Origin of the sequence: Lysinibacillus sphaericus (genome assembly GCF_000600105.1) — a bacterium.
Lineage (GTDB): Bacteria > Bacillota > Bacilli > Bacillales_A > Planococcaceae > Lysinibacillus > Lysinibacillus sphaericus.
In genome coordinates this window covers 3,920,480-3,941,345 of the sequence record NZ_CP006837.1, presented here as the reverse complement: position 1 = coordinate 3,941,345, position 20,866 = coordinate 3,920,480, and the positions used below count along the sequence as shown (strand labels likewise).

Here is a 20,866-nt window from a genome sequence, read left to right as displayed (position 1 = left end):
GATTTCGATTCATTCTAGCACTTACCTTTTGGTAGGTGCTTTTTATTTTTAGAAGGTAGGGGGTAGGTGGAATGAATGTCTAGTGGTCGAATACAAGGGATTACAATAGAAATTGGTGGAGATACAAGAGGGCTAACGGATGCTTTAAAAGATGTTAATAAGGAAAGTAATAAAGTTGCTAGTGAGTTAAAAGAAGTTGAACGTGCTTTGAAATTCGATCCAGGGAATGCTGAATTAATCGCTCAAAAACAGCAGCTTTTAGCAGAGCAAATACAAAAAACTAGTGAAAAACTAGATGTTTTAAAAACTGCTCAATCACAAGTAGAAGCTCAATTTAGAAGCGGTGAAATAGGAGTAGAACAGTACAGGGCATTTCAACGTGAATTAGCAACTACTGAAGCAAAGATGCAACGTTACAATGCTCAAATAGATAGCACTGCTGTTGAACAAAGTCGATTGGCGCGTGCTACAGGAGAGTTATCGGCTTTTTTTGAAGCAACGGGTACAGATGTTAACCAATTCGCTGACTTATTGGGCACACGTTTAACAAATGCAATTAGAGATGGTTCTGCCACTACGGATCAAATGAATCGTGCTTTACGTATAATGGGACAACATGCATTAGGTGCTGGCGTTGATATTGACCAAATGAGAGATGCGCTAAGGAGAGCAGCCGAAGGAGCTGATTTAAGTGGAGTTCGACAAGACTTAGCAAGAATCACTCAAGAAGCTAATCAAGCGGAGGAAGCTGTCAATGGATTTGGTCAAGAATTATCAGGAGTGGTTGCAGGACTAGCAGCGGGCGGAGGAATTGCGGGAGTTATAGAAAAAGCATTAGATGTTTCTAGTTTGAATACTCAAATTGAAATGTCTATGAACCTGAACGAAGCCGATACTAAAGCAGTTAGGCAGACAATTATGGAAACGACGGCTGCAATTGGTGATGAGGAGGCAGCATACGAGGGTGTACGAAGACAATTAGCTCTTAATAAAGACGCTTCTATCGAAACTAATCAGGAAATCATAAAAGGCGCTGCTGCTATTTCACATGCCTATAAAGAAATTGATTTTAAAGAGTTGATTCAAGAATCACATGAAATAGGTAAAGAACTCGGTATCTCGCAAAAAGAAGCTTTAGGTCTTGTTAACGGTTTATTAGATATTGGATTTCCGCCAGAACAATTAGACATCATTTCAGAGTATGGAAGTCAACTTGTCATGGCTGGTTACAATGCTGAACAAGTGCAAGCAATCATGGCATCGGGTGTTGCCACTGGTACTTGGAATATTGATATACTTTTGGACGGTTTAAAAGAGGGAAGAATTGTAGCCGCTGAATTCGGTCAGGGTATCGACAAATCTATGCAGGATGCTATTAAAGGCACTAATATCAGTGAACAACAATTAGTTAAATGGGGTCAAGCAGTAGCTTCGGGCGGTCAAGATGGTGTGAAAGCCATGCAAGAAATGAATCAAGCCTTGTCATTAATTGATGATGATACCAAACGAAATGAACTTGGTGTGAAAATGTACGGTACGCTTTGGGAGGAACAAGGAAGCAAGGTTTCGCAAACAATTCAGGGTATGAATGAACATATCAGGACGGCAGCGCAAAACACCGAAGCATTAAATGGTGATGTTTCAACATTAGAATCAGACCCAGCTTATCAATTAGCGGTAGCGATGGGGAGTATTAAAGAAGCGTTAGAGCCTGTATTGGCTAGTATTGCGGATTTTGTTGGCAAAATAGCTGAATGGGTAAGCAATAATGCAACATTAACAGCAGCAATTGTTGCAATAGTTGCCACGATTGCAATTCTTGCAGGTGCGTTTATGGCTTTAATGCCAGCGGTAGGCGGGCTTGTAACTGCATGGCCAGCTTTAGTAGCTGCAATAGGGACTATTTCTGGACCAATTGTTCTGATTGTTGCTGCTATAGCAGGTCTTGGAGTCGCGCTTGTGGCTGCGTACCAAAATTCTGAAACATTTAGAGAAAATGTGAATAGTGTATTTCAAGCTATAAGGGATGTTGCAGTCACTGTATTTGAAACAGTGGCTTCTTTTATTGGTGAAAAAGTAGCTCAAATAAAGCAATTTTGGAGTGAGAATGGCACTCAAATTTTACAAGCTGTACAAAATGTCTTTAATGGCATAAAGGCTGTAATAGAGTTTGTCATGCCTGCGGTTAAATTTATAGTCGAAACTGTATGGAATGCCATTAAACAGGTCATTGATGGTGCATTGAATGTCATAATGGGGGCTATAAAAGTTTTTAGCGGGCTGTTCACAGGTGACTTCTCAAAAATGTGGGAAGGCGTAAAGCAGATTTTTAAAGGAGCTATTGATGTAGTTGTTGGCTGGATGACATTAAGCTTCTTTGGTGGAATTAAAACAATCGTTATGAACTTGGCTAAAACGGGTGTAAATCTGTTAAAAGGCATGTGGGATAACATTGTTAGCTTCTTTACTTCAATGGGCACAAAAGCATCAACCACTGTATCGAATTTTTCTACATCTGTTATTAACTTCTTTAAAAATTTGGTTACTAATTCAGTTAGTGCTATTTCCAACATGGTTAATTCTGTCGTGAATTTTGTGAAGAACTTAGCTACTAATTTCGTGAACATCATTTCAACTATGAAAACAAATGTTTTAAATAAGATGAATGAAATTAAAGATGGTCTCATTAATAAAATTAAATCTTTACCTGAACAATTTACGTCAATTGGTAGAGATATAATTAACGGTCTTATTAAAGGTATTTCTGCCATGACTGCAAATGCGATTGAATCCATTACTGGAGTTGTGGATGGTGTAGTAAGTAAAGCAAAGAGTTTGCTTGGTATCCATTCACCTTCAAAGGTTTTTGAGCAAATTGGTTTATGGACAGGCGAGGGTCTTGTAAACGGCTTAGATGGTTCACAATCTAAGGTACAAAAATCAATTGAAGAATTAGGCGGAATATTAATTGACGTTGCTGAAAATAATTTAGATGAAGAAAAGAAAATTACTACAGCATCAAAAGAAGAAATCGCTAAAATTGAAAAGCGCGCTACAGAAAATATCGAAAAAATACAACGCGATGCAGCTAAAAAGAAAAGAAAATTAACTGCCGATGAAAACTTGAAAATCGAACGCATAAAAGAAGATAGTGCAAAAAAGGTTGCTGATATTGAGAGCAAAGCTACTAAACAAAAAGTAGAGTTAATTACAAAAAATCAAAAAGAAATGTTAGAAGAAATTAAATTATATATTAGTGACAAACAATCACTTGAAGAAATGAGTTTAGAACAAGAAGCTGCACTTTGGGAAAAATCAATTGCACTTTTCGATGAAGGTACGAAAGAACGTGTAGAAGCCCAAAAAGCATATAAAAAAGCCGTTGAAGACATTAATAAAAAAGAGTTGGAAAATGTTAAGCAAAATATAGCTGATAAAAAATCTTTGGAGGAACTGTCTTTAGTAGAAGAAGCGAAAATTTGGGAAAAAACCATTGGCTTGTTTGATGAAGGTAGTAAAGAACGTATAGAGGCACAAAAGGAGTACCGAAAAGCATTAGAAGCAGTGAACAAAGAGATAGTTTCCATTAACAAAGATTATCAATCACAGATGAAGCAAATAAATGATGATCTATTAAAAGAAGAAGATAGATTAAATAAAGAGTATAAGACGGCTTTTGACAATCGCGTATCAACGCTTATGTCATATGCAGGTACGTTCGATGCTTTCAAAGTTGATTTAAATCGTACAGGTCTTGAACTAATGTCTAATTTACAAGGACAGGTTGATGGATTTAAACAATGGCAGTCTGAATTTGAAACCTTATCAAGTAGAGGTGTTAATAAAGAGTTACTTGAAGAACTTTCATCATTAGGTGTAAAAGCTTTGCCAGAACTTGTGGCTTTGAACCAATTAACTGATGAACAATTAACCCAATACAGCGCACTTTATCAAGAGAAATCACAACTTGCAAGAGAGCAAGCAGAGAAAGAGTTATTAGGTATGAAAACTGATACTCAAACAAAAATTGATGAAATGCGAAAGGCTGCCAATGATGAATTGTCAAAATTGAATAACGAATGGCAAGCTAAAATCAAAGCTGTTACACAAGGGACTAAATCAGAGCTTTCATCCTTAAAGCAAATTGGTGTAGATGCAGGGAATGGGCTTTTAGAAGGTCTTTCATCCACATCTGGAGCTTTATATGCTAAAGCACAAGAAATTGCAGATAACATTGCAAGAACAATAGCTGCTGCATTAGATATCCACTCACCTTCAAGGGTAACAATGGGATTTGGTGTTAATATCAATGAAGGTCTCATTAAGGGGATGGAAAAGTCTAGTGGTAGATTGCAACGTGCTATGAATAATGTTTATGGTTCACTTGCAAGCAGTGCTGAAAAGTCTGTTTCAAATAAGACAGCTATAGTTCAAGCGAATACTCCATCTACAACAACGACTACAAAAACAGAAAATCATTATCATATGAGTTTTACAAGTCCAAAAGCACTTGATCCATACGAGTCAGCAAGAATGGCTAAAAACGCATTAAAAGAAATGGGATTACAGTTTTAAAAGGGGGCTAGGACATGATTGAGTCTTTCCAAAGGCGAGAGAAACTAATTTTTGATAATCATCGAGGGCAGACATTTGAATTATCAGTGTCTAGCCCTTTTTATTTAGACGGTGCAGATGGACTAGAAGTATTAGAAAATGAATTTTATAACGTAAAAAATTATAACGAGGACGGCACTAATATAAAGGGTTCTAGCGTAAGAGAAAGAAACATTGTGATTAATGGTCGTATTCGATTAGATAAAGACATTAACAGAACGAAGATTATTCGTTTTTTTAACCCGAAACATCAATTTACACTGAAATATACCAATGGAGATATTGTTCGCTATATTGATTGCAAAGTTGAAAAGACACCAATAGTCAGTAGGCATGACATTCCTGAATTCATGATTTCATTTTTATGCCCGAATCCTTGGTGGTACACAGAAGAACAAAAGTATGAGATTGCTATGTGGGTGGCTGCCTTTGAATTTGAGCTTGAAATTGATGCGGAAGGAGACGGTATTGAAATGGGCTATCGAGAGCCGAATAACGTAGTCAACGTTTTCAACGATAGCGATACAGCATCCCCTTTACGTATTCAATTTAAAGCCATTGGAAGTGTAATTGATCCGTACATTGAAGTAGTGGATACGGGGAGAATTGTAAAAATAGAAGCTACCTTAAAAGGTGGAGATGTTGTTACTGTTAATACAAAGCGTGGAGATGAATACGCCATTCTTGAACGTAACGGACAACAAATTAATTACTTCAATTACCTTTCGCATGATTCTGATATTCAATTAAGTGTGGATGTTGGAGATAACTTGATTCGCTATGATGCTGCTGAATTTGTATCTAATTTAGAGGTGTCGATTTACTTCACACCTCAATTTGTAGGGGTGTAGCCATGCTGTATGTATACAACGAGAATTTTCAAAAACTAGGATACATCGGTAAGTTTTCTTATCTACTTTGGAGAAAGAAGTATGGACCATTTGCCGAAGCGGAGTTGCATGTCGATGTAACAATGAAAAATATTGAGTTATTGAAAAAAGGAAATATCATTCATCGGCAAGATGATAATGAAGCAATGTTTATTTATTATCGCCAATTTGATGATAGTAGTGGAGTGGATCAATTAGTAATTAAATGCTTCTCTCTGACACGATGGACAGACAGACGTATTTTGTGGAAGCAATACGACTTCAATGATACGCCTGAAAAAATAATGAGACAAAGTATCATTGAAAGTATGATAAGCCCAACTGATCCAGCTCGTAAAATTCCACAGATACAACTAGCTATCATAAAAAATATTGGTCAAGCTGTTCAACAGCAAATTTCATACAAACAGGTGTATGAAGTATGTGAGAGTTTATGTACTACACATGAAATTGGAATGCGTTCTTTATTCGATGGTCGAAAGCTCGAATATGATTTTTATGAAGGGGTAGACAGAACGATTAATCAAAGTTTGAATCCTCATATTATCTTGTCAAAGAATCGTAGTAACTTGCTTAAACGTACGTATGAGGATGCAGACAATGATTTAAAAACAACAGCTCTAATAGGCGGTGCTGGCGAAGGTGCAGTGCGTAAGATGGCGATTATCGGGGCATCTATTAAAGGGTTAAATCGACGTGAAATATTTATTGATGCAAGGGAGATTTCGGATACAAGAGACAGTGACGGCGAGCAGATACCGATTACAGACAGTGAATACAACAATTTACTTGTAGCTAAAGGCAAAGAGAAGATTGCAGAATACACAGAGTTCATCGGCTTTGATTGCGAGTTAGATGTGACCAAAGAAAATACAAAATACAATGAAGATTTCTTCTTAGGTGATTTAGTCACGATTAAAGATGATGACTTAGGAATTTTAATGAATAGCCGTGTGATGCAAGCGGATGAAGTGTTTCAGGAAGATGGTAAATCAATCTATGTGACGGTTGGTAAATCAGTACCTACCCTTCCACAGGCTATTAAAAGGATGGTGAAGTAGTAATGATGAAATTTGGGATGTTTAACTCTATTAACGGAGATAGAAAATATAAAGCGGAAGATTTTGCCCAGTACTTTGCCACGTTTATTGGCAATGGTATTTTCGTTAAGCCTTCTGATTGCTTACAAATTAAAGCAAATGGAGATTCAATGAGTGTAATTGTTCGCCCAGGTAAAGCATGGGTTAATGGTTATTATTTAATCAATGATGAGGATTATAATTTACCTCTTTCCACTGGAGATACAACACTTAACCGTATTGATCGTATTGTCATTCGATTAGATTTTATCCAAAGAAAGATGAGTGTGGAGGTCAAGAAAGGTGTGCTATCTGCTTCACCTGTTGCACCAACATTAAAGCGTGATGCAGATGCCTATGAGTTAGCATTAGCAGATGTTTATATTGCTAAAGGTGCCCTAACAATTAATCAAGCTGCTATTACGGATACACGATTAAATAATAACTTATGTGGTTTAATGCATGGCGTTGTTGACCAAGTAGACACTACGACAATCTTTAATCAGTACCAACAATGGTTTGATGATTATTCAGTTACAAAAGCGTCTGAATTTTTAACATGGCAAACAAATGTAACTACAGCTTTAGAAGCTTGGATTGACGCACAGGAACAAGATTTCACAGCATGGAGACAAGCAGAGGAGCAACTTTATTATACTTGGCTAGAAGGACGTAAGAATAACTTCGACGAATGGTTTGCCACTGTAAAAGATATTTTGAATACAACAGCAGATGGTAATTTATTAAATCGATTACAAGACCACGAGGATGCTAGTATGCCACATAAAATGTTGGTTGGTGAAAAAGTGTATAAGTATGGATGGGCGTACAATCCAATTAAGAAGTGTATGTCATGTGTTATGAAGGAGGTTGTACAGTAATGACAAATGAAGTACCAGATATTGTTGTTGATTTACCTACTTATGAGCAGGTTGAGGATATAAAAAACGTGGTCGATAATACTGGTGGAGTAACCGTAGATATTGACAATAAGCGTTATAAATCTGTAGTAACATCGCCCTATAACTTAGCAACTGGAGTTGGCGAAGGTGTATGGGACAATTTCACAAAAGATATGCAAGCGAAATTTCCAGAAGTTGCGTCTAAACAAACCATGCAACATGGAAATAAAGTTAAGCTTAGAGACTCAATATATATGTCGTTTAAAGGAATATGCATTGCATGGTTTGACGCATCCACTATGACAATTATAAACGCTGTAGATACGGAAACACTTCCAGATTTCAGACTATTAGGCACTCAATATTTATGGTTTGAAGATGAGAAGTACTTATATATTAGAGGCACATCCGCACCGCTAGCTAGTCAATTAAGATTTGGAGTTTTCGATAAGCTAACATTTAAGTATATAAAATGTATAGGTTTAAGCGGTGCTGATTATGCTGGCGGTACAGTTATAGACCCAACTGTCACATACAGGACTTCTGAAATCCCATATATATCTGGTAACTTCTTTCTACCTTCGCCTTTTAGTGCCCAATTCATGAGATATAAATTAAACTTCGATTCAGGAGGAGTGCCGATTAACTTTAACTATCCAGGAACTGCTTTAGGAGTGACTGGAGGGGTTACAATTTACGCATTATTCGAATATGGAGGATATATTTACACTTTTGCCACTGATGGTAATGCTCAGAAACTTCAAAAACACGAATTTAACACATCAAATGGAGCGATAACTAAAGTTGCAGAGAATACTATTCCAGTTAATACCACTGGAAATATCCCAAGGGCAAGCTCGTGGATGCATAAGCATACTTCTGGAAATGGAACGCCGTATGCAATAATGTCTTTTGGACCTTCGTCACCACTTATATCTATGAGGTTAGACACCATGGTCAGTGACCAGGCTCTTTACCAGAACGTTTCAGATGTTCCACTTTTCGATTACGAAAATGGTAACGCTTTATGGGTACAACACTATACCGTTGGTTCTTTCGCGTTTATTTTGAACGGCACGGGATATGAACCATTGTATAAATATATAATGGACAAACAAACTGGTAGATTCACTAGTTTGGTATATTATGTACCAGTAACAGTTTCGACATATAATTCTGGAACTTGGGTAAGATTGGCAACGTTAGGTCAATATGGCTTTTGTTTGAACGGTCAAGTGATATTTAAATATGGAAATAACGGTTCGGCCACACTATCTACATTTAAACTATTAGAAGGCGTCAAGGAGGTATAAAGATGTTATCAATTTATGGATACCCCAATGGTGATGGTAATTGGACTATTTTCTATAGCGAAGTCCATATTCCAGAAACTATCAAAAGAGATGTAGTACCAATAACGGTAGAGAACCAACCAGAAGACGGTAAAAGCTATGTGTTGCGTCGTAATCCTGTTACAGAGGAGTTCTATTGGGAGCCTATTTACCCAGTACTTCCAGAAGATGAAGAACCACCAATCAATGAACCGTCTGAAGAAGTGCCTCCACAACTACAAGTTTCTGTTGAAGAAATGCAAGCGCAAATATTACTTAACACTGAATACCTAGTATCAAGAATTGAATTAGGATTAGGAGGAAAATAAGATGACAGTATTTGACTTATGTAAGTTTTTAATTGACCGTAAACGTTATGAGCAGGCTACTATGTTGAATAAAGTAAATGTCTTTTATGCTAATAACCAATTGAAAGATGATGAATATACACAGCTATTAACAGAAATTGACTCACAGCAAACGCAAGCATAAGCTTAGCGTTATTTTTATTGTCAAAAAGAGGTGATACCATGACAAAAGATGAATACTACCAAATCCAACAAGTGGTATGTTTTTTAGAGGATTCATTTTGGGTTCTTAATAAACTTAAATGGGAGGGTCATTATAATGCCATTAAAGATAATGAGCATTATAAGCGGATTTTAGAAGCGATTGACTTATTAGAAAATGAACACAATGCATTATATGAATTGATTAAAGAGGATTAGTTTTTTGCCCGATAATTGTGGAGGGCTTTTATTATTCACGAAACGAAGGTGAGGACATTGGTCGAAACAATCAATAATTGGTTGCCGATTGTATCAGCATTAATTGCAGGACTTTTATTTATTTGGCGCATTACCAACAATCTAAATAAAACGTTACTTAGTTTAACTAATGGCATAGATAGATTAAACCAACATTTGAACGAAGTTGACGAAACTACAAAGGATTCAGCGCAACGAATTAATAATCACGAAGTACGAATTGTCGTTCTTGAAAAAGTAGCAGGTATACAGGGGAATATAAAGGAGAGTGTTAAATATGAAAATTAATTGGAAAGTACGTTTACAGCATAAACAATTTTGGGTGTCATTAATTGCATTGTTACTTGTGCTCGCTAATCAAATAGCGGGCATTTTTAATGTGGATATTACGATTTACAACAGTCAAATTACCTCTATTTCAGAGACTGTATTAAGTATTTTAGGATTGCTTGGTATTATCATTGATCCAACAACAAGCGGAGTTTCTGATAGTGAGAGAGCAATGAATTATGACAAGCCGAAGGATGGTGAACAGTAATGGTGACAGTACGTAAAAAGCTAGTATCTGATGCACAGGCAGCTAAAGTTACAAATGGTAAAGGAAATACTAAAAGAAAAGTAGTTATTCATGGTACTGACAATTATCGAACAGGTGCTGATGCTGATGCCCATGCTCGCTTACAAGCAAATGGTAACAGTCGCTCTGCTTCATGGCATTGGCAAGTAGATGATAAAGAAGCGGTGCAATCCTTTGAACATACATGGAAATGCTGGGCTGCTGGAACAGCGAAAGGCAATACAGAGGGTATACATGTAGAAATGTGTGTGAATAGTGATGGCAACTATAGAAAAACAGTGGAAAATACCGCAGAGTTAGTTGCTAAGATATTAAAAGATGAGGGACTTGCTATTACTGATGTTGTTCAGCACAATTATTACAGTGGTAAAAACTGTCCTCGTGAAATCCGTGCAGGTAATGTTACTTGGGCTGTCTTCTTACAAATGGTTAAAAACGCTGGTGCTATAAAACAACCAAAACCAATCACAGACAACAATAAGTATCGTATTTTAACAGGCACATACAGTACTTTGCAGGCTGCTGAAAATGCTTTGGATGTGTTAAAACATCGTTTCGGGTGGGTGGCTTATATTGAGCAAGATGATTCGAAATGGCGTATTAAATCAGGAACGTTTACTGGCATGGATGCTGCACAAGCTGGAGCAAATAAAATTAAAACAGCTAAACTTGCACAAGTTGCAAACATTATAGCTGCATAACAGTAAAGCCCAGCGCTCAATTAATTTTGAGTCTGGGCTTTTTTTGTTTGTGATTATTGTTTTACTTCAAAATCTTGTCTACCTAATTCTTTACCTTCAATCCCTTGGGTTGCAACTAGTGTTACGGGTGTTTCTAAATCGTCTAATTCATAGGCGATTGCATTTTCAACTGTTCCATCTTTTTTAATCACTTCTAGTTGTGTATTTAAAAATTTATCGTCAGGTAACATGCCAACTTCTAATTCATTCACAGAATTAGGATTGTTATCTTGGATTGCTGTAAAGACGACTGTCCAAGCAGTTGTAGGATCAATCTCTTTATCACTTAGATTTGTTGTATTATACCATATAGCAATTACAGGTTTTTCACCGTATTCATTTCCTTTTTCTCCAACAGGAATTATTTTTGTTTGAGTAATGTTAACCTTTAAATCGACTAATTTAGCTTCACCATCTTTAAAGTAAACATCCTCATTCTTTTTTTCTTTTTCTGAACTATCAGCAGTTACAGGTGTTTGAGATTCCTCTTTGTTTGGTTCTTCTTTAGCTTTTTCTTCTCCACATCCTGCTAATCCTAAACTTAAAACTAACGCTGCACTAAAAATTAATTTTTTCACTATATAATTCCTCCCTCTGTATTTCCATTTTAGGTAATTAAGAGTAAAAAGTACAGATGAAAAAAGAGAAACGTAATCTTTAAAATAATTTTTTAATTGTTCGTTTTAAAGATGGTTTGCGCTTTTTCTTAATTAATGGCTTAGGTTTCTTAATCTTTATAGGTTTAACTCCAATAGCTTCATACATTGCTTTTTTAGCTTGTTTCTTTAGTTGACGTTTCTTTTTACTAATTAGTTGTTTAAACATGGTTAGCCCTCCTAATAGATGATTAACAAACAGGAATACAAATAACAAATAGATAAAATGTAAAGGATTCACAAGTAAGTATACGCTTTTTAAAAATACCATGTGCAATAAATAGTAAGACTATTAATCGTTATTAAAACATAGCCTTACAATGCACAAAAAATGAAAATGCACAATTTATGCACAAGGTTGTGTGTAAATGTTGATTTATCAATACTTAATGGGTATATATTTACCCCGACCACCGGTATCATCACGTACATATACGTTACGTTTAGTAAGATTAGAAAGCTCACAAACCTTGATAGAAAAGGGTTTGTGAGCTTTTTACATTTATTGGGTTACGATAGGAAACGATAAGAATCGAAATCTTTTTACACATACTTTACACACAGGCAGGTTCATTTTACACAAGCTGCAATCCGAGAAAATGTGATTGATAAAGGAGAGCAAACTAAAAAAGCTCATGTTTGAAAAATAAACATGGGCTTTTTTAATTGGATTTAATTTGTACATTGTGAGGTGTTAATTGTTATTCTCCTGATACATTTCTGTAAAAGTATCGATTGCCAATTGATCGTTCTCTTCAATTGTTTCTTTTAAATGATGTGCATAAGTTCAAGCGAAGCTATAATACTACTTGGAGGAGGTAATAGGGTACTGGTGAATACGTTTAAAACCAAGAAAATAGTAATACAAACCAAAGCGATGGTTTGTATTACTAATGTTAGTATGCTTCACCTTTTAAAATTATTGAACGCGAGCAAATCCAAATCCTGAAGCGTAGTCATCACCTATAGCAGCTCCATAACCACCTTTAATATCTACTGATTGTGCTCTTGCTTGTAAGTTAGAACGTAGTTGCGTGTTAGACAATGACGGATTTTCAGCCCAAATTTTTGCTGCTAAACCAGAGACATGAGGAGTAGCCATTGATGTGCCGCTAATTGTATTATAACCGCCATTATACCATGTAGAATAAACGGATGAGCCAGGAGCTGAGATTTCAATATCACCTTCCTGAATTACATAATCTCCAGCTGTAGATATATAACCACGTGAAGAGTAATCAGCTACACGATAAGTCCCATTTTGTTGTACATTTTCTAAAGCTGCAACGGCGATTGCATTTGGTAATGCCCCCGGATACCCAATTGTTCCTTGCGCATAGCCTGAATTACCAGCTGCAGCTACTATTAGAACTCCTTTACTGTATGCGTAATTGACAGCACTTGAAATGAGGCTATTATTCGCTGAAGAACCTAGAGACATACTAATAATAGTTTTGGTACCAGTAGCAGTTGCTTGATCTGCTGCATGTCGAATAGCAGCAGCAATATCATCTGAGTATCCAGAGCCGCTATCTAATAACACTTTGTAAGCCCAAAGATCAGCATTTGGAGCTACACCGTAAACGCCTGCTTGATCGCTTCCACCATCAGCTAAGGCCGTACCAGCAACATGTGTACCATGTCCGTTTCTGTCTGTACAGCTGTTGTTAATGGGTGTTGTCGCACCTGTAAAGTCTTTACATTGCTCTACGTTATTGACAAGGTCAGGATGAGAAGTATTTACACCCGTATCGAGTACAGCAATATTAATGTCACTTCCTCCAGTTGTAGATGTTAAAGTATCATTGTTATAAATTGCTTTAATTCCCCAAGGTATTTGTTGAGAAGCTCTTAAAGAAGTTACCAAATCCAGAGTTTCATTTTCTACCATACTATCGTCTTCCAAACCTATCGTATCTAATGTAACGATAGGAACTTTTGTAACTGTGAAATTTTTATTTTTCTGTAATGCTTCGAATTGTTTTTCATTCATATCAGTTGAAAATCCGTTCTCTGTTAATTCCCAACGAACCGAATATTGATTTTTTAATGTTGATTTTTCTGATTTTTTGTTTGTCTCAACATAAACACGGAATTTCTCCTGACCACCGTCGTTTCCTGAGCTATCTTCGCTATTCATCGCTGTTGCGTACACCGGATTTATTACTGATCCTGCAATCAAAAGACTTAGCAACGTACTTTTCATTTTTTTCATTCATTCCATCCCCTTTTCAAATTAAGTTATAGTATTACAATTTGAATCTACCATAATTTAGGTTTTTTGATTATTGGGAAAATTATGATTATAATAAATGTAAAATATAGTCATTCTATACGGGAGGTTATGAAAATGAAGATAGGTTCATTAATTAAGTACTATCGTACAAAGCTAGGAATGACACAGAATTCAGTGGCGATGGGGATTTGCTCGATTCCTCATTTAAGTAAAATTGAGAATAATAATAAAGAAGCAAATAGCGAGACAATACGTCTACTGCTAGAACGATTAAATATTAGTATTCACGATGTAGAGAATAACGAACAAAATATTATTTGTCTATTAAATGATTTACAAAAACATATAAATTACCTAGAGAATGAGAAAGTAAAAGAGGCAATGAGCAGATTAAAAGAATATGAAGAAATAATAGGTTTTACAGAATCTATTTATTTATATGAACTTTATAAGTTACGTTATTATGTGTTTGTTAAAGAGCATAAATTAGCAGACAATCAATTAAGATGGCTAAATGCCCACCGACAAAATTTTTCCCAACATGAAAGGTATTTACATTCATATTATTATGCATTAGTTTTAATTACAAAAGGTAAATATGAGGAAGCAGCTAAAGAACTAACTCAAATACTTCAAATACATCCAGAACTAGGATCACTAGAAGGAGAGTTTTACTATCATTTCGCTTTAATAAAAGGGCGGTTAGAAGAACCAAGCCAAGCAATTATTTATGGGAAAAAAGCTCTTCAATTCTATAAGGACCAATTTAATTTTAAAAGAATTGTTTATACATTAATGTCTCTGGCACTCAACTACTCTCGAGGAAAAGTGTTTCATGAAGCAATCGAAATCTATGAACATTTAGTGAGAAATGTGGAGCTATTACAGCAACAGCAGCTATTACCTGCTATATATCATAATTTGGGGGATTTGTACCAAATGAGATGGGAATATGAAAATGCATTAATTTACTTTGAAAAAAGCGCTTCTTTAATGTCAAAGAACTGTGATCATTATCTGCTTTGCTTATATAATTTAGGTGTTACACAATTTCGCTTAGAACAAACGGAAAAAAGTATAAAAACCTTTACTATTCTAAAGGAAGAAGCAAAAAATAAGAAAAAATAAGTTTTAATTTATTTGCTACTTTTTATTTATATTTGCTAGGAGAAGAAAAAAAGAAAGCAATGGATTTTTTAGAAGGGAGGTTAATTCCATTTACAGCAGATAATGAAGAATTAAAAGAATTGCACCAACAATTTTCTAATTTATTGGGAGAGTATTATCGACAAGAAAAGCAGTTTGAGAAAGCTATGCAATTTATTGAAATCTAAAGGAGAGTGTGAATATGAAGAAAAATGTTGGATTATCGATCTTAATACTGAGTGCTGCAGTAATAATTATATCTGTTCCAATTCATCCACCAGTTTTATAAAAGGCAAGAGTGGTAGAAGGTAGTGGCTCTATCTTATGATTGAGGAACAGTGTTTTTCAAACTCGAAATGTGAGGCACTTCACAACCGGAAAATCGCCATTTTCTTGGATAAGATAAACGGTAGCAGCATGTACTTTGCTAGGCTTTATATTGAGCCTCAGCGGGCATAATTCTCGCATTAAAGATTTAGCAACCGGGATTAAACGCCAATTGCCTTAGGGCTAAAAAATTGCATATGTATTAAGGTTCTCATTAATTTGAGAACTCTTTTTTTGTTTTATAAGGAATCGTCTTATTACAAGAGGTAGTTAAACATCAAGGGGGATTATAAGAATTAAACGCAACCCATATTGAAATGGTGTGAAAAATTACAAGATTAGCGGATATTGCAAATCCATATTTTTTCATTTTACTCCGAAACAAGAATTTCGTTTTATGGTATAATATATTTCAAATGTTTATTTAGGTATATTATGTATAAAAAAGATATTTCTACTAACTACTTGTGGAAGTAGTTTCGTAGAAGGCGAATAGGGAATGGCGTTGATGAAGTAAATAAACTCTCTTACTAATAAGGGACACTAGAGTGATAATTTGCTAGGCTTTGATTTATATAAAACCTATAAAACTTAAATGACCTATTAACACCCCTTGCAACGTATTGCAGGGGCGTTTTGCTATGTACACAATTAGAAGTGTAAATGTATAAAGACTTGGGTATATGGACACTAATGCAAGGCAACTCTTCAAAACAGTTTTTAGTTAATATTTATTTTACTTGATGAATAGGATAACAAAGATGTAAGTAAATATAGGGGGAATAGTATGAAAAAAATAAGTAAGATGTTGATTGTAGTTTTAATTTTAGGGTTACTCCAGATTCAGCCTGTTTATGCAGCTAGTTTTAAAGATGTATCATCGGACAATACGTTAAGTACGGAAATAGATTATTTAGTAGAGCGTGGGATTATTAAAGGGTATCCTAATGGTACTTTTAAGCCAAATGAATATGTCACAAGGGCACAGGTAGCTGTTATGATATCACGTGCGTTAGCCTTAAAAACAACAAATGTAAAAAATCCGAAGTATCAAGATGTACCGACATCTCATATTTACTATAAGGAGATTGCTGCGACACAAAATGCTGGAATATTTGATGCAGCCAAAAAGTTTAATCCAAACGGTACGTTGACGAGAGCAGATATGGCTATTGTTTTGCAACGAGCTTTTAAATTAAAGGGAACGACGAGCCCATATTACTTTACAGATGTTACAGAAAAGACACCGGGCTATAAAGAAATTTTAGCGGTAGCGAACAATAATATTACGAGCGGTTATCAAGATGGCTCATTTAAACCAAAATTGCCATTAACAAGAGCTCATTTTTCAGCATTCGTAGCTCGTGCATTAACTCTTTCAAATCCTAATTTATTAAAGGACCCTGCCTATACCTATACTTATGCCTATTATTCACCTGATGATGGTCTAAGATATACATTAAATTATCAATATAGTCATAATGATAATAAAAATGATGTTTGGACAATTACGAATATGACTAATAATAAGCCGTTTTATGATGAATTATTATATTATGATGGCTCAGTATATGCGCAAGCAATCGCTCAGGAGTATAGCTCACATTACGATTTTTATATCGGGCTCCCACTAAGAATAGGCGTGATAGTTCATGAAGACGATGAACGTCCTGTAAACGGCAATCGCATTACCGTCCAAACGACGGATGGAACAGTTCGAGCAGGTGGTGTTAACTATAAAAATGTAGCAATATTAGAAGAAAGCTTTAAATATATTGATGTAGTGAAGACATATTATTTTGTAGATGGTATTGGCTTAGTTAAGGAACTTCACAATGGGGAAGTTGTTTATGAGTTACTAAAACGAACAGCAAATTAAAGATTGAAAAGGATGCATTGAAAAATGCATCCTTTTTTAAGTAAGCGATATATGAAAAAAACGTTTAAGGGCTTGTCGCCATTCTTTATCGGTATGTGTTGTATAAGTTGTTAATGATTGCCCTTCGTATATACGAAATTCATTATTGAACATCGTATGTCGACCAGTAGGGGTGCGAATCATGGCGATTTTATTCTTTTGTTGAGAAAGACGTGGTGCAAAATTGGCATCGTTCCCGTTATCTGTGAAGTTGTACAGTAGGCGCCAATTGTGTGATGTTTGCTCATACAGCATCCAACCGTACGTGTCATGCCATTCAATTTTGTAAAGCTCATTGCCCTCGCGATGTTCGTGATGCGCAATTAAAGGTACTGGTTTACACGGAGCTAAAGCACCTACGCCTACGTCCGAGATATAAGTTATGCCGTCAAATTGAACGAGTAGTAGCTGGTGCATGGGAACTTCTTCAATCGGTGTACTATCATCCGTATTACGCCAAAATTGCGCATAGCGATTTGTTACAGAAAAACCGAGCTCTCGTAGTAGCCAGCTATATAGAATGTTAAGTTCAAAGCAATTGCCTCCGCGTTGTTGAACAATAATTTTTTGAAAAATATCTGGGATAGCAAAGGAAATGTCACGTTTCAAAGCAACATCTAAATTTTCATAGGGAATGGTATGTAGATGTTTCGTTTGTAATTGACCAAGTAGCTTTAAAGACGGCTCTAAAGATCCTTGAAATTGAATGAATTTTAAATATTGTTGAATTTGAGCATTCATAAAATCGCCTCACTTCCTTATTAATTAACATAACCGAAATAGCACTAGAATACACGTGAAAAATAGAGAAAGAAAATAATAGAAATAGAGCTAAATAACTTGTAAAATTAATATATTCACTACTAGTTCGTAATGAATTTCCCATTTTTAGTTAAAAATAACGTTTCTAAAGGTAGGTATATAAATGAAGAATGAAATAAAATGGATTGAAGTAAATTCATATGATGAAATGAGTAACGTAGCTGCACATATTTTTACTGAGCAATTACAAGCAAAACCAGCTAGCATACTAGGGCTTGCAACAGGGGGTTCACCAGTTGGGATGTATAAGGAATTAGTTAAGCGTCAACAAGCTGGTGATATTTCTTTCAAGGAAGTTACAACATTTAATCTAGATGAATATGTGGGCTTAGAACAAAATAGCCCAGCAAGCTACTGGACGTTCATGCATGAAAATTTATTTAATCATGTGGATATTAACGAAGAAAAGATACATTTACCAAACGGCAAGGCGACTGATTTAGAAGCCGAGTGTGTGGCATATGATGCGCAAATTGCCGAAGCAGGTGGTATCGATTTACAGTTGCTTGGAATAGGGGTTAATGGACATATAGGTTTTAATGAGCCTGGTACATCATTTGATTCACTGACAAATATTGTAGAGCTGACAGAATCAACACGAACTGAAAACGCTATTTATTTTGACAATCCAGAAGCTGTGCCTACTCATGCTATTACAATGGGTATACAATCTATCATGAATGCAAGGGCGATTGTGCTCATCGCATTTGGTGAAAAAAAATTAGAAGCAATTGAAAAATTAAAAGGTGGAGAAGTGACTGAAGCTTTCCCAGCTAGCAGATTATTAAATCATCCAAATGTAACGATTATTTACGGCGGTACAAAATAAAAAAACAAGCGTAGACTCCTTTTTTGAAGTCTACGCTTATTTTATTTTTTACTTGATAACAAGACGCCTGCAACGACGGCAAGACCGCCGATAATTTGAAAAATATGTAGTTGCTCATCTAAAAAAAGCACGGCAAAAATAGAGGCAAAGACCGGAATAAAGTTTAAATAAATTCCTGCTTTATTCGCGCCAAGTTGTACGACCCCATGATTCCAGCATAGAAATGCTACAATAGAAGCAAAAATACCTACATATAGAATAGCGGCAATCGTTGACCAGTGCCAATGTATAGCGTTGGGCATTGTTGTGATTTCGTATAGGTAAAATGGCAAGAGCATGATAGCACCAATAAAGATTGTGACAAGAAATGTTGACTGTCCTGGTAAACGACCCGCGTAATGTTTTACAAGAAGGGAATAAATACTCCAACAGAAAACGGCGACGACAACAATTAAGTCCCCTTTATTGAACGTAAAATCGACTAAGCTTGCAAACGAACCCCCTGAAATAATAAAAAGGACACCACTCAGTGATAGTGCAGTTCCAAGAATTTGGAATGACGAGAGTTTTTCCTTCAAAAAAATAAAGGATAGTATGTAAATCATGATGGGTGTCGAAGAATTCATCAACGATGCATTGATCGAAGTTGTATAGTGGAGAGCTATATAGACGAGCGTATTAAAAGCTGCCACACCAGTAAAGGCTAGTATAAGGACAATTTTCCAATGTTCTTTAAGCATGTGCCACTCTCGTTTTACGCTACGATAAGCAATCGGTAAAAATACGATAAAGGCGACACACCAACGAAGAAAAGCCAATGTAAGGGGTGGGATATTGCCACTCACGGCTCGGCCAATGACAAAATTACCACCCCATAGAACGGTAGCAAGTAATAATAACGCATATGGTGGGATTTTCATGAAGCGATAACTCCTTTTAATTTAAAATACTAATGTCAATTATAGGCATTAAGGGAGTGAATAATCAATGCTACATGTACCCATATGCTAGAATGAGAGAAAGAATAGGAGGAAGTAAAGTGATAAGTACAGTAGCACATTTAAAAAAAGGGGATACAGTTGGCATTGTATGTTTGTCCAGTCTAGTTGAGCCAGAGAAATTAGGAAATGCTTTAGCCTTTTTAGATGAGCTGGGTCTCCGCTATAAAATAGGGGATACGATAACAGCAAAACATGACTATTTAGCAGGTAGTGATGACGTAAGACTTGCAGACTTTCATGCTATGGTTCAAGATCCTGACGTAAAGGCTATCTTTTGCGTAAAGGGTGGCTATGGCTCTGCTCGTATTGCTGGAAAGATTGATTATGAGTTGCTAGCGGAAAATCCAAAAATTTTCTGGGGCTTTTCTGATCTTACCTACTTGCATTGTGCTATTAATGAGTATGCAAATATTGTGACGTTTCATGGACCGATGCTAATGGCTGCCAATAACATGGATGAGTTATCGAAGAAAATGTTTTTACAGCTGTTTTCTCCGATTGAAATACAGTATACAGAGGCTATTTCTCCATTAACTGTAGTTGCCCCTGGTTTTGCACGTGGACCAATTATTGGTGGTAATTTACGCCGTATAGTCAGCACTTTAGGCACAAAATTTGAGGTTCGGACTGAAGGCAGAATATTATTAATAGAAGATATTGCAGAGACAATTCCACGTATTGATTCGATGTTGCAACAGTTAAAACAAGCTAGAAAGCTGGAACAATTAGCGGGGGTAGTAATTGGTTCCTTTACAGAAACAGGAGCAAGTGATGAGGCTCTTCTAATGTTAATGCAAGAATATTTTGGTGATTTAGAAATACCTGTTGTAGCTGGTTTTAAAATAGGGCATGAAACGACGAATATTGCCATCCCATTAGGGGTCGATGCCATTTTAGATGCACAAGAAAAAGTGCTTCGAATTTTACCAGGCGTTCATTAAATGTTTGAATTTTTTTGAATTGCGTGAATAGTGTGAGTGACTGGCACTCGAGCAATATGAAAGCCGCAACTCTCGCTACACGCGATTTGT

The 20,866-nt window shown here is 35.9% G+C and carries 21 protein-coding genes; 16 read left to right on the top strand and 5 right to left on the bottom strand.

What is annotated here, in order from left to right; translation table 11 throughout:
• The first annotated feature begins 75 nt into the window (after nt 1–75).
• Genes T479_RS23020 through T479_RS23010 form a run of 11 tightly spaced genes read left to right on the top strand, consistent with a single transcriptional unit; the run spans nt 76 to nt 10,861 of the window.
• Nucleotides 76–4,575, top strand: a complete 4,500-nt coding sequence (locus T479_RS23020) for a hypothetical protein (protein ID WP_025220551.1) — start codon at nt 76–78, stop codon at nt 4,573–4,575.
• A gap of 14 nt (nt 4,576–4,589) precedes the next feature.
• Complete coding sequence (locus T479_RS19025) at nt 4,590–5,465, top strand: phage tail domain-containing protein (RefSeq protein ID WP_025220550.1); 876 nt, start codon at nt 4,590–4,592, stop codon at nt 5,463–5,465.
• Between the two features lie 2 nt (nt 5,466–5,467).
• Nucleotides 5,468–6,565, top strand: a complete 1,098-nt coding sequence (locus tag T479_RS19020) for a siphovirus ReqiPepy6 Gp37-like family protein (RefSeq protein WP_025220549.1) — start codon at nt 5,468–5,470, stop codon at nt 6,563–6,565.
• Nucleotides 6,566–6,567: 2 nt separating this feature from the next.
• Nucleotides 6,568–7,464, top strand: a complete 897-nt coding sequence (locus T479_RS23015; protein ID WP_025220548.1) for a hypothetical protein — start codon at nt 6,568–6,570, stop codon at nt 7,462–7,464.
• Nucleotides 7,464–8,798: a hypothetical protein gene (locus T479_RS19010; protein ID WP_025220547.1), complete on the top strand. Its 1,335-nt coding sequence runs from the start codon at nt 7,464–7,466 to the stop codon at nt 8,796–8,798. Before T479_RS23015 ends, T479_RS19010 begins: the two co-directional genes overlap by 1 nt.
• A gap of 2 nt (nt 8,799–8,800) precedes the next feature.
• The gene (locus T479_RS19005; protein ID WP_025220546.1) at nt 8,801–9,145 is read left to right on the top strand and encodes a hypothetical protein; all 345 of its coding nucleotides are present in this window, start codon (nt 8,801–8,803) and stop codon (nt 9,143–9,145) included.
• A 1-nt stretch (nt 9,146) separates the two neighbouring features.
• Nucleotides 9,147–9,308, top strand: a complete 162-nt coding sequence (locus T479_RS23830) for a hypothetical protein (protein ID WP_158497907.1) — start codon at nt 9,147–9,149, stop codon at nt 9,306–9,308.
• Between the two features lie 38 nt (nt 9,309–9,346).
• Nucleotides 9,347–9,544 (top strand): hypothetical protein, encoded by a 198-nt coding sequence (locus tag T479_RS19000; protein WP_025220545.1) that lies wholly within the window; start codon nt 9,347–9,349, stop codon nt 9,542–9,544.
• Nucleotides 9,545–9,601: 57 nt separating this feature from the next.
• Entirely contained in the window at nt 9,602–9,871 is a 270-nt protein-coding gene (locus T479_RS18995) for a hypothetical protein (protein WP_025220544.1), read from the top strand.
• Nucleotides 9,861–10,121, top strand: coding sequence for a phage holin (locus tag T479_RS18990; protein WP_025220543.1), 261 nt, complete (start codon nt 9,861–9,863; stop codon nt 10,119–10,121). The genes T479_RS18995 and T479_RS18990 overlap by 11 nt, the downstream gene beginning before the upstream one ends.
• Nucleotides 10,121–10,861, top strand: a complete 741-nt coding sequence (locus T479_RS23010; protein WP_025220542.1) for an N-acetylmuramoyl-L-alanine amidase — start codon at nt 10,121–10,123, stop codon at nt 10,859–10,861. The genes T479_RS18990 and T479_RS23010 overlap by 1 nt, the downstream gene beginning before the upstream one ends.
• 53 nt (nt 10,862–10,914) lie before the next feature.
• On the opposite strand, the gene T479_RS18980 is transcribed toward T479_RS23010, so the two are convergent.
• The 3 genes from T479_RS18980 to T479_RS18975 form a co-directional block, all read right to left on the bottom strand.
• Nucleotides 10,915–11,478 carry a DUF5067 domain-containing protein gene (locus tag T479_RS18980; RefSeq protein ID WP_025220541.1) on the bottom strand — a complete coding sequence of 188 codons (564 nt, stop codon included), beginning with the start codon at nt 11,476–11,478 and terminating at the stop codon, nt 10,915–10,917.
• Nucleotides 11,479–11,557: 79 nt separating this feature from the next.
• Nucleotides 11,558–11,725, bottom strand: coding sequence for a hypothetical protein (locus T479_RS23825; RefSeq protein WP_158497906.1), 168 nt, complete (start codon nt 11,723–11,725; stop codon nt 11,558–11,560).
• 750 nt (nt 11,726–12,475) lie between these two features.
• A complete protein-coding gene (locus T479_RS18975; protein WP_024362347.1) occupies nt 12,476–13,771 on the bottom strand; it encodes a S8 family peptidase in 1,296 nt (431 codons plus the stop codon).
• A 135-nt stretch (nt 13,772–13,906) separates the two neighbouring features.
• On the opposite strand from T479_RS18975, the gene T479_RS18970 reads away from it, so the two are divergent.
• From T479_RS18970 to T479_RS18965, 3 genes are all read left to right on the top strand, one after another.
• Entirely contained in the window at nt 13,907–14,920 is a 1,014-nt protein-coding gene (locus T479_RS18970; RefSeq protein ID WP_227665381.1) for a helix-turn-helix domain-containing protein, read from the top strand.
• Between the two features lie 59 nt (nt 14,921–14,979).
• Entirely contained in the window at nt 14,980–15,126 is a 147-nt protein-coding gene (locus tag T479_RS24130; protein WP_227665380.1) for a hypothetical protein, read from the top strand.
• A 926-nt stretch (nt 15,127–16,052) separates the two neighbouring features.
• Nucleotides 16,053–17,144 (top strand): S-layer homology domain-containing protein, encoded by a 1,092-nt coding sequence (locus tag T479_RS18965; protein WP_025220540.1) that lies wholly within the window; start codon nt 16,053–16,055, stop codon nt 17,142–17,144.
• A gap of 36 nt (nt 17,145–17,180) precedes the next feature.
• Here T479_RS18965 and T479_RS18960 read toward each other — a convergent pair whose 3' ends face one another.
• Nucleotides 17,181–17,924 (bottom strand): arylamine N-acetyltransferase family protein, encoded by a 744-nt coding sequence (locus T479_RS18960; RefSeq protein ID WP_025220539.1) that lies wholly within the window; start codon nt 17,922–17,924, stop codon nt 17,181–17,183.
• A gap of 196 nt (nt 17,925–18,120) precedes the next feature.
• Between T479_RS18960 and nagB the strand changes: the two genes are divergently transcribed.
• The gene (nagB, locus tag T479_RS18955; protein WP_024362343.1) at nt 18,121–18,834 is read left to right on the top strand and encodes a glucosamine-6-phosphate deaminase; all 714 of its coding nucleotides are present in this window, start codon (nt 18,121–18,123) and stop codon (nt 18,832–18,834) included.
• Nucleotides 18,835–18,875: 41 nt separating this feature from the next.
• Here nagB and T479_RS18950 read toward each other — a convergent pair whose 3' ends face one another.
• Nucleotides 18,876–19,754, bottom strand: a complete 879-nt coding sequence (locus T479_RS18950; RefSeq protein ID WP_024362342.1) for a DMT family transporter — start codon at nt 19,752–19,754, stop codon at nt 18,876–18,878.
• 119 nt (nt 19,755–19,873) lie between these two features.
• On the opposite strand from T479_RS18950, the gene T479_RS18945 reads away from it, so the two are divergent.
• The gene (locus T479_RS18945; RefSeq protein WP_024362341.1) at nt 19,874–20,776 is read left to right on the top strand and encodes a S66 peptidase family protein; all 903 of its coding nucleotides are present in this window, start codon (nt 19,874–19,876) and stop codon (nt 20,774–20,776) included.
• Nucleotides 20,777–20,866: the final 90 nt, after the last annotated feature.

Coding starts and splice junctions, on each gene's coding strand:
- T479_RS23020 (WP_025220551.1), top strand. CDS start 76: ATGTCTAGTGGTCGAATACAAGGGATTACAATAGAAATTGGTGGAGAT.
- T479_RS19025 (WP_025220550.1), top strand. CDS start 4,590: ATGATTGAGTCTTTCCAAAGGCGAGAGAAACTAATTTTTGATAATCAT.
- T479_RS19020 (WP_025220549.1), top strand. CDS start 5,468: ATGCTGTATGTATACAACGAGAATTTTCAAAAACTAGGATACATCGGT.
- T479_RS23015 (WP_025220548.1), top strand. CDS start 6,568: ATGATGAAATTTGGGATGTTTAACTCTATTAACGGAGATAGAAAATAT.
- T479_RS19010 (WP_025220547.1), top strand. CDS start 7,464: ATGACAAATGAAGTACCAGATATTGTTGTTGATTTACCTACTTATGAG.
- T479_RS19005 (WP_025220546.1), top strand. CDS start 8,801: ATGTTATCAATTTATGGATACCCCAATGGTGATGGTAATTGGACTATT.
- T479_RS23830 (WP_158497907.1), top strand. CDS start 9,147: ATGACAGTATTTGACTTATGTAAGTTTTTAATTGACCGTAAACGTTAT.
- T479_RS19000 (WP_025220545.1), top strand. CDS start 9,347: ATGACAAAAGATGAATACTACCAAATCCAACAAGTGGTATGTTTTTTA.
- T479_RS18990 (WP_025220543.1), top strand. CDS start 9,861: ATGAAAATTAATTGGAAAGTACGTTTACAGCATAAACAATTTTGGGTG.
- T479_RS23010 (WP_025220542.1), top strand. CDS start 10,121: ATGGTGACAGTACGTAAAAAGCTAGTATCTGATGCACAGGCAGCTAAA.
- T479_RS23825 (WP_158497906.1), bottom strand. CDS start 11,725: ATGTTTAAACAACTAATTAGTAAAAAGAAACGTCAACTAAAGAAACAA.
- T479_RS18975 (WP_024362347.1), bottom strand. CDS start 13,771: ATGAAAAAAATGAAAAGTACGTTGCTAAGTCTTTTGATTGCAGGATCA.
- T479_RS18970 (WP_227665381.1), top strand. CDS start 13,907: ATGAAGATAGGTTCATTAATTAAGTACTATCGTACAAAGCTAGGAATG.
- T479_RS24130 (WP_227665380.1), top strand. CDS start 14,980: ATGGATTTTTTAGAAGGGAGGTTAATTCCATTTACAGCAGATAATGAA.
- T479_RS18965 (WP_025220540.1), top strand. CDS start 16,053: ATGAAAAAAATAAGTAAGATGTTGATTGTAGTTTTAATTTTAGGGTTA.
- T479_RS18960 (WP_025220539.1), bottom strand. CDS start 17,924: ATGAATGCTCAAATTCAACAATATTTAAAATTCATTCAATTTCAAGGA.
- T479_RS18950 (WP_024362342.1), bottom strand. CDS start 19,754: ATGAAAATCCCACCATATGCGTTATTATTACTTGCTACCGTTCTATGG.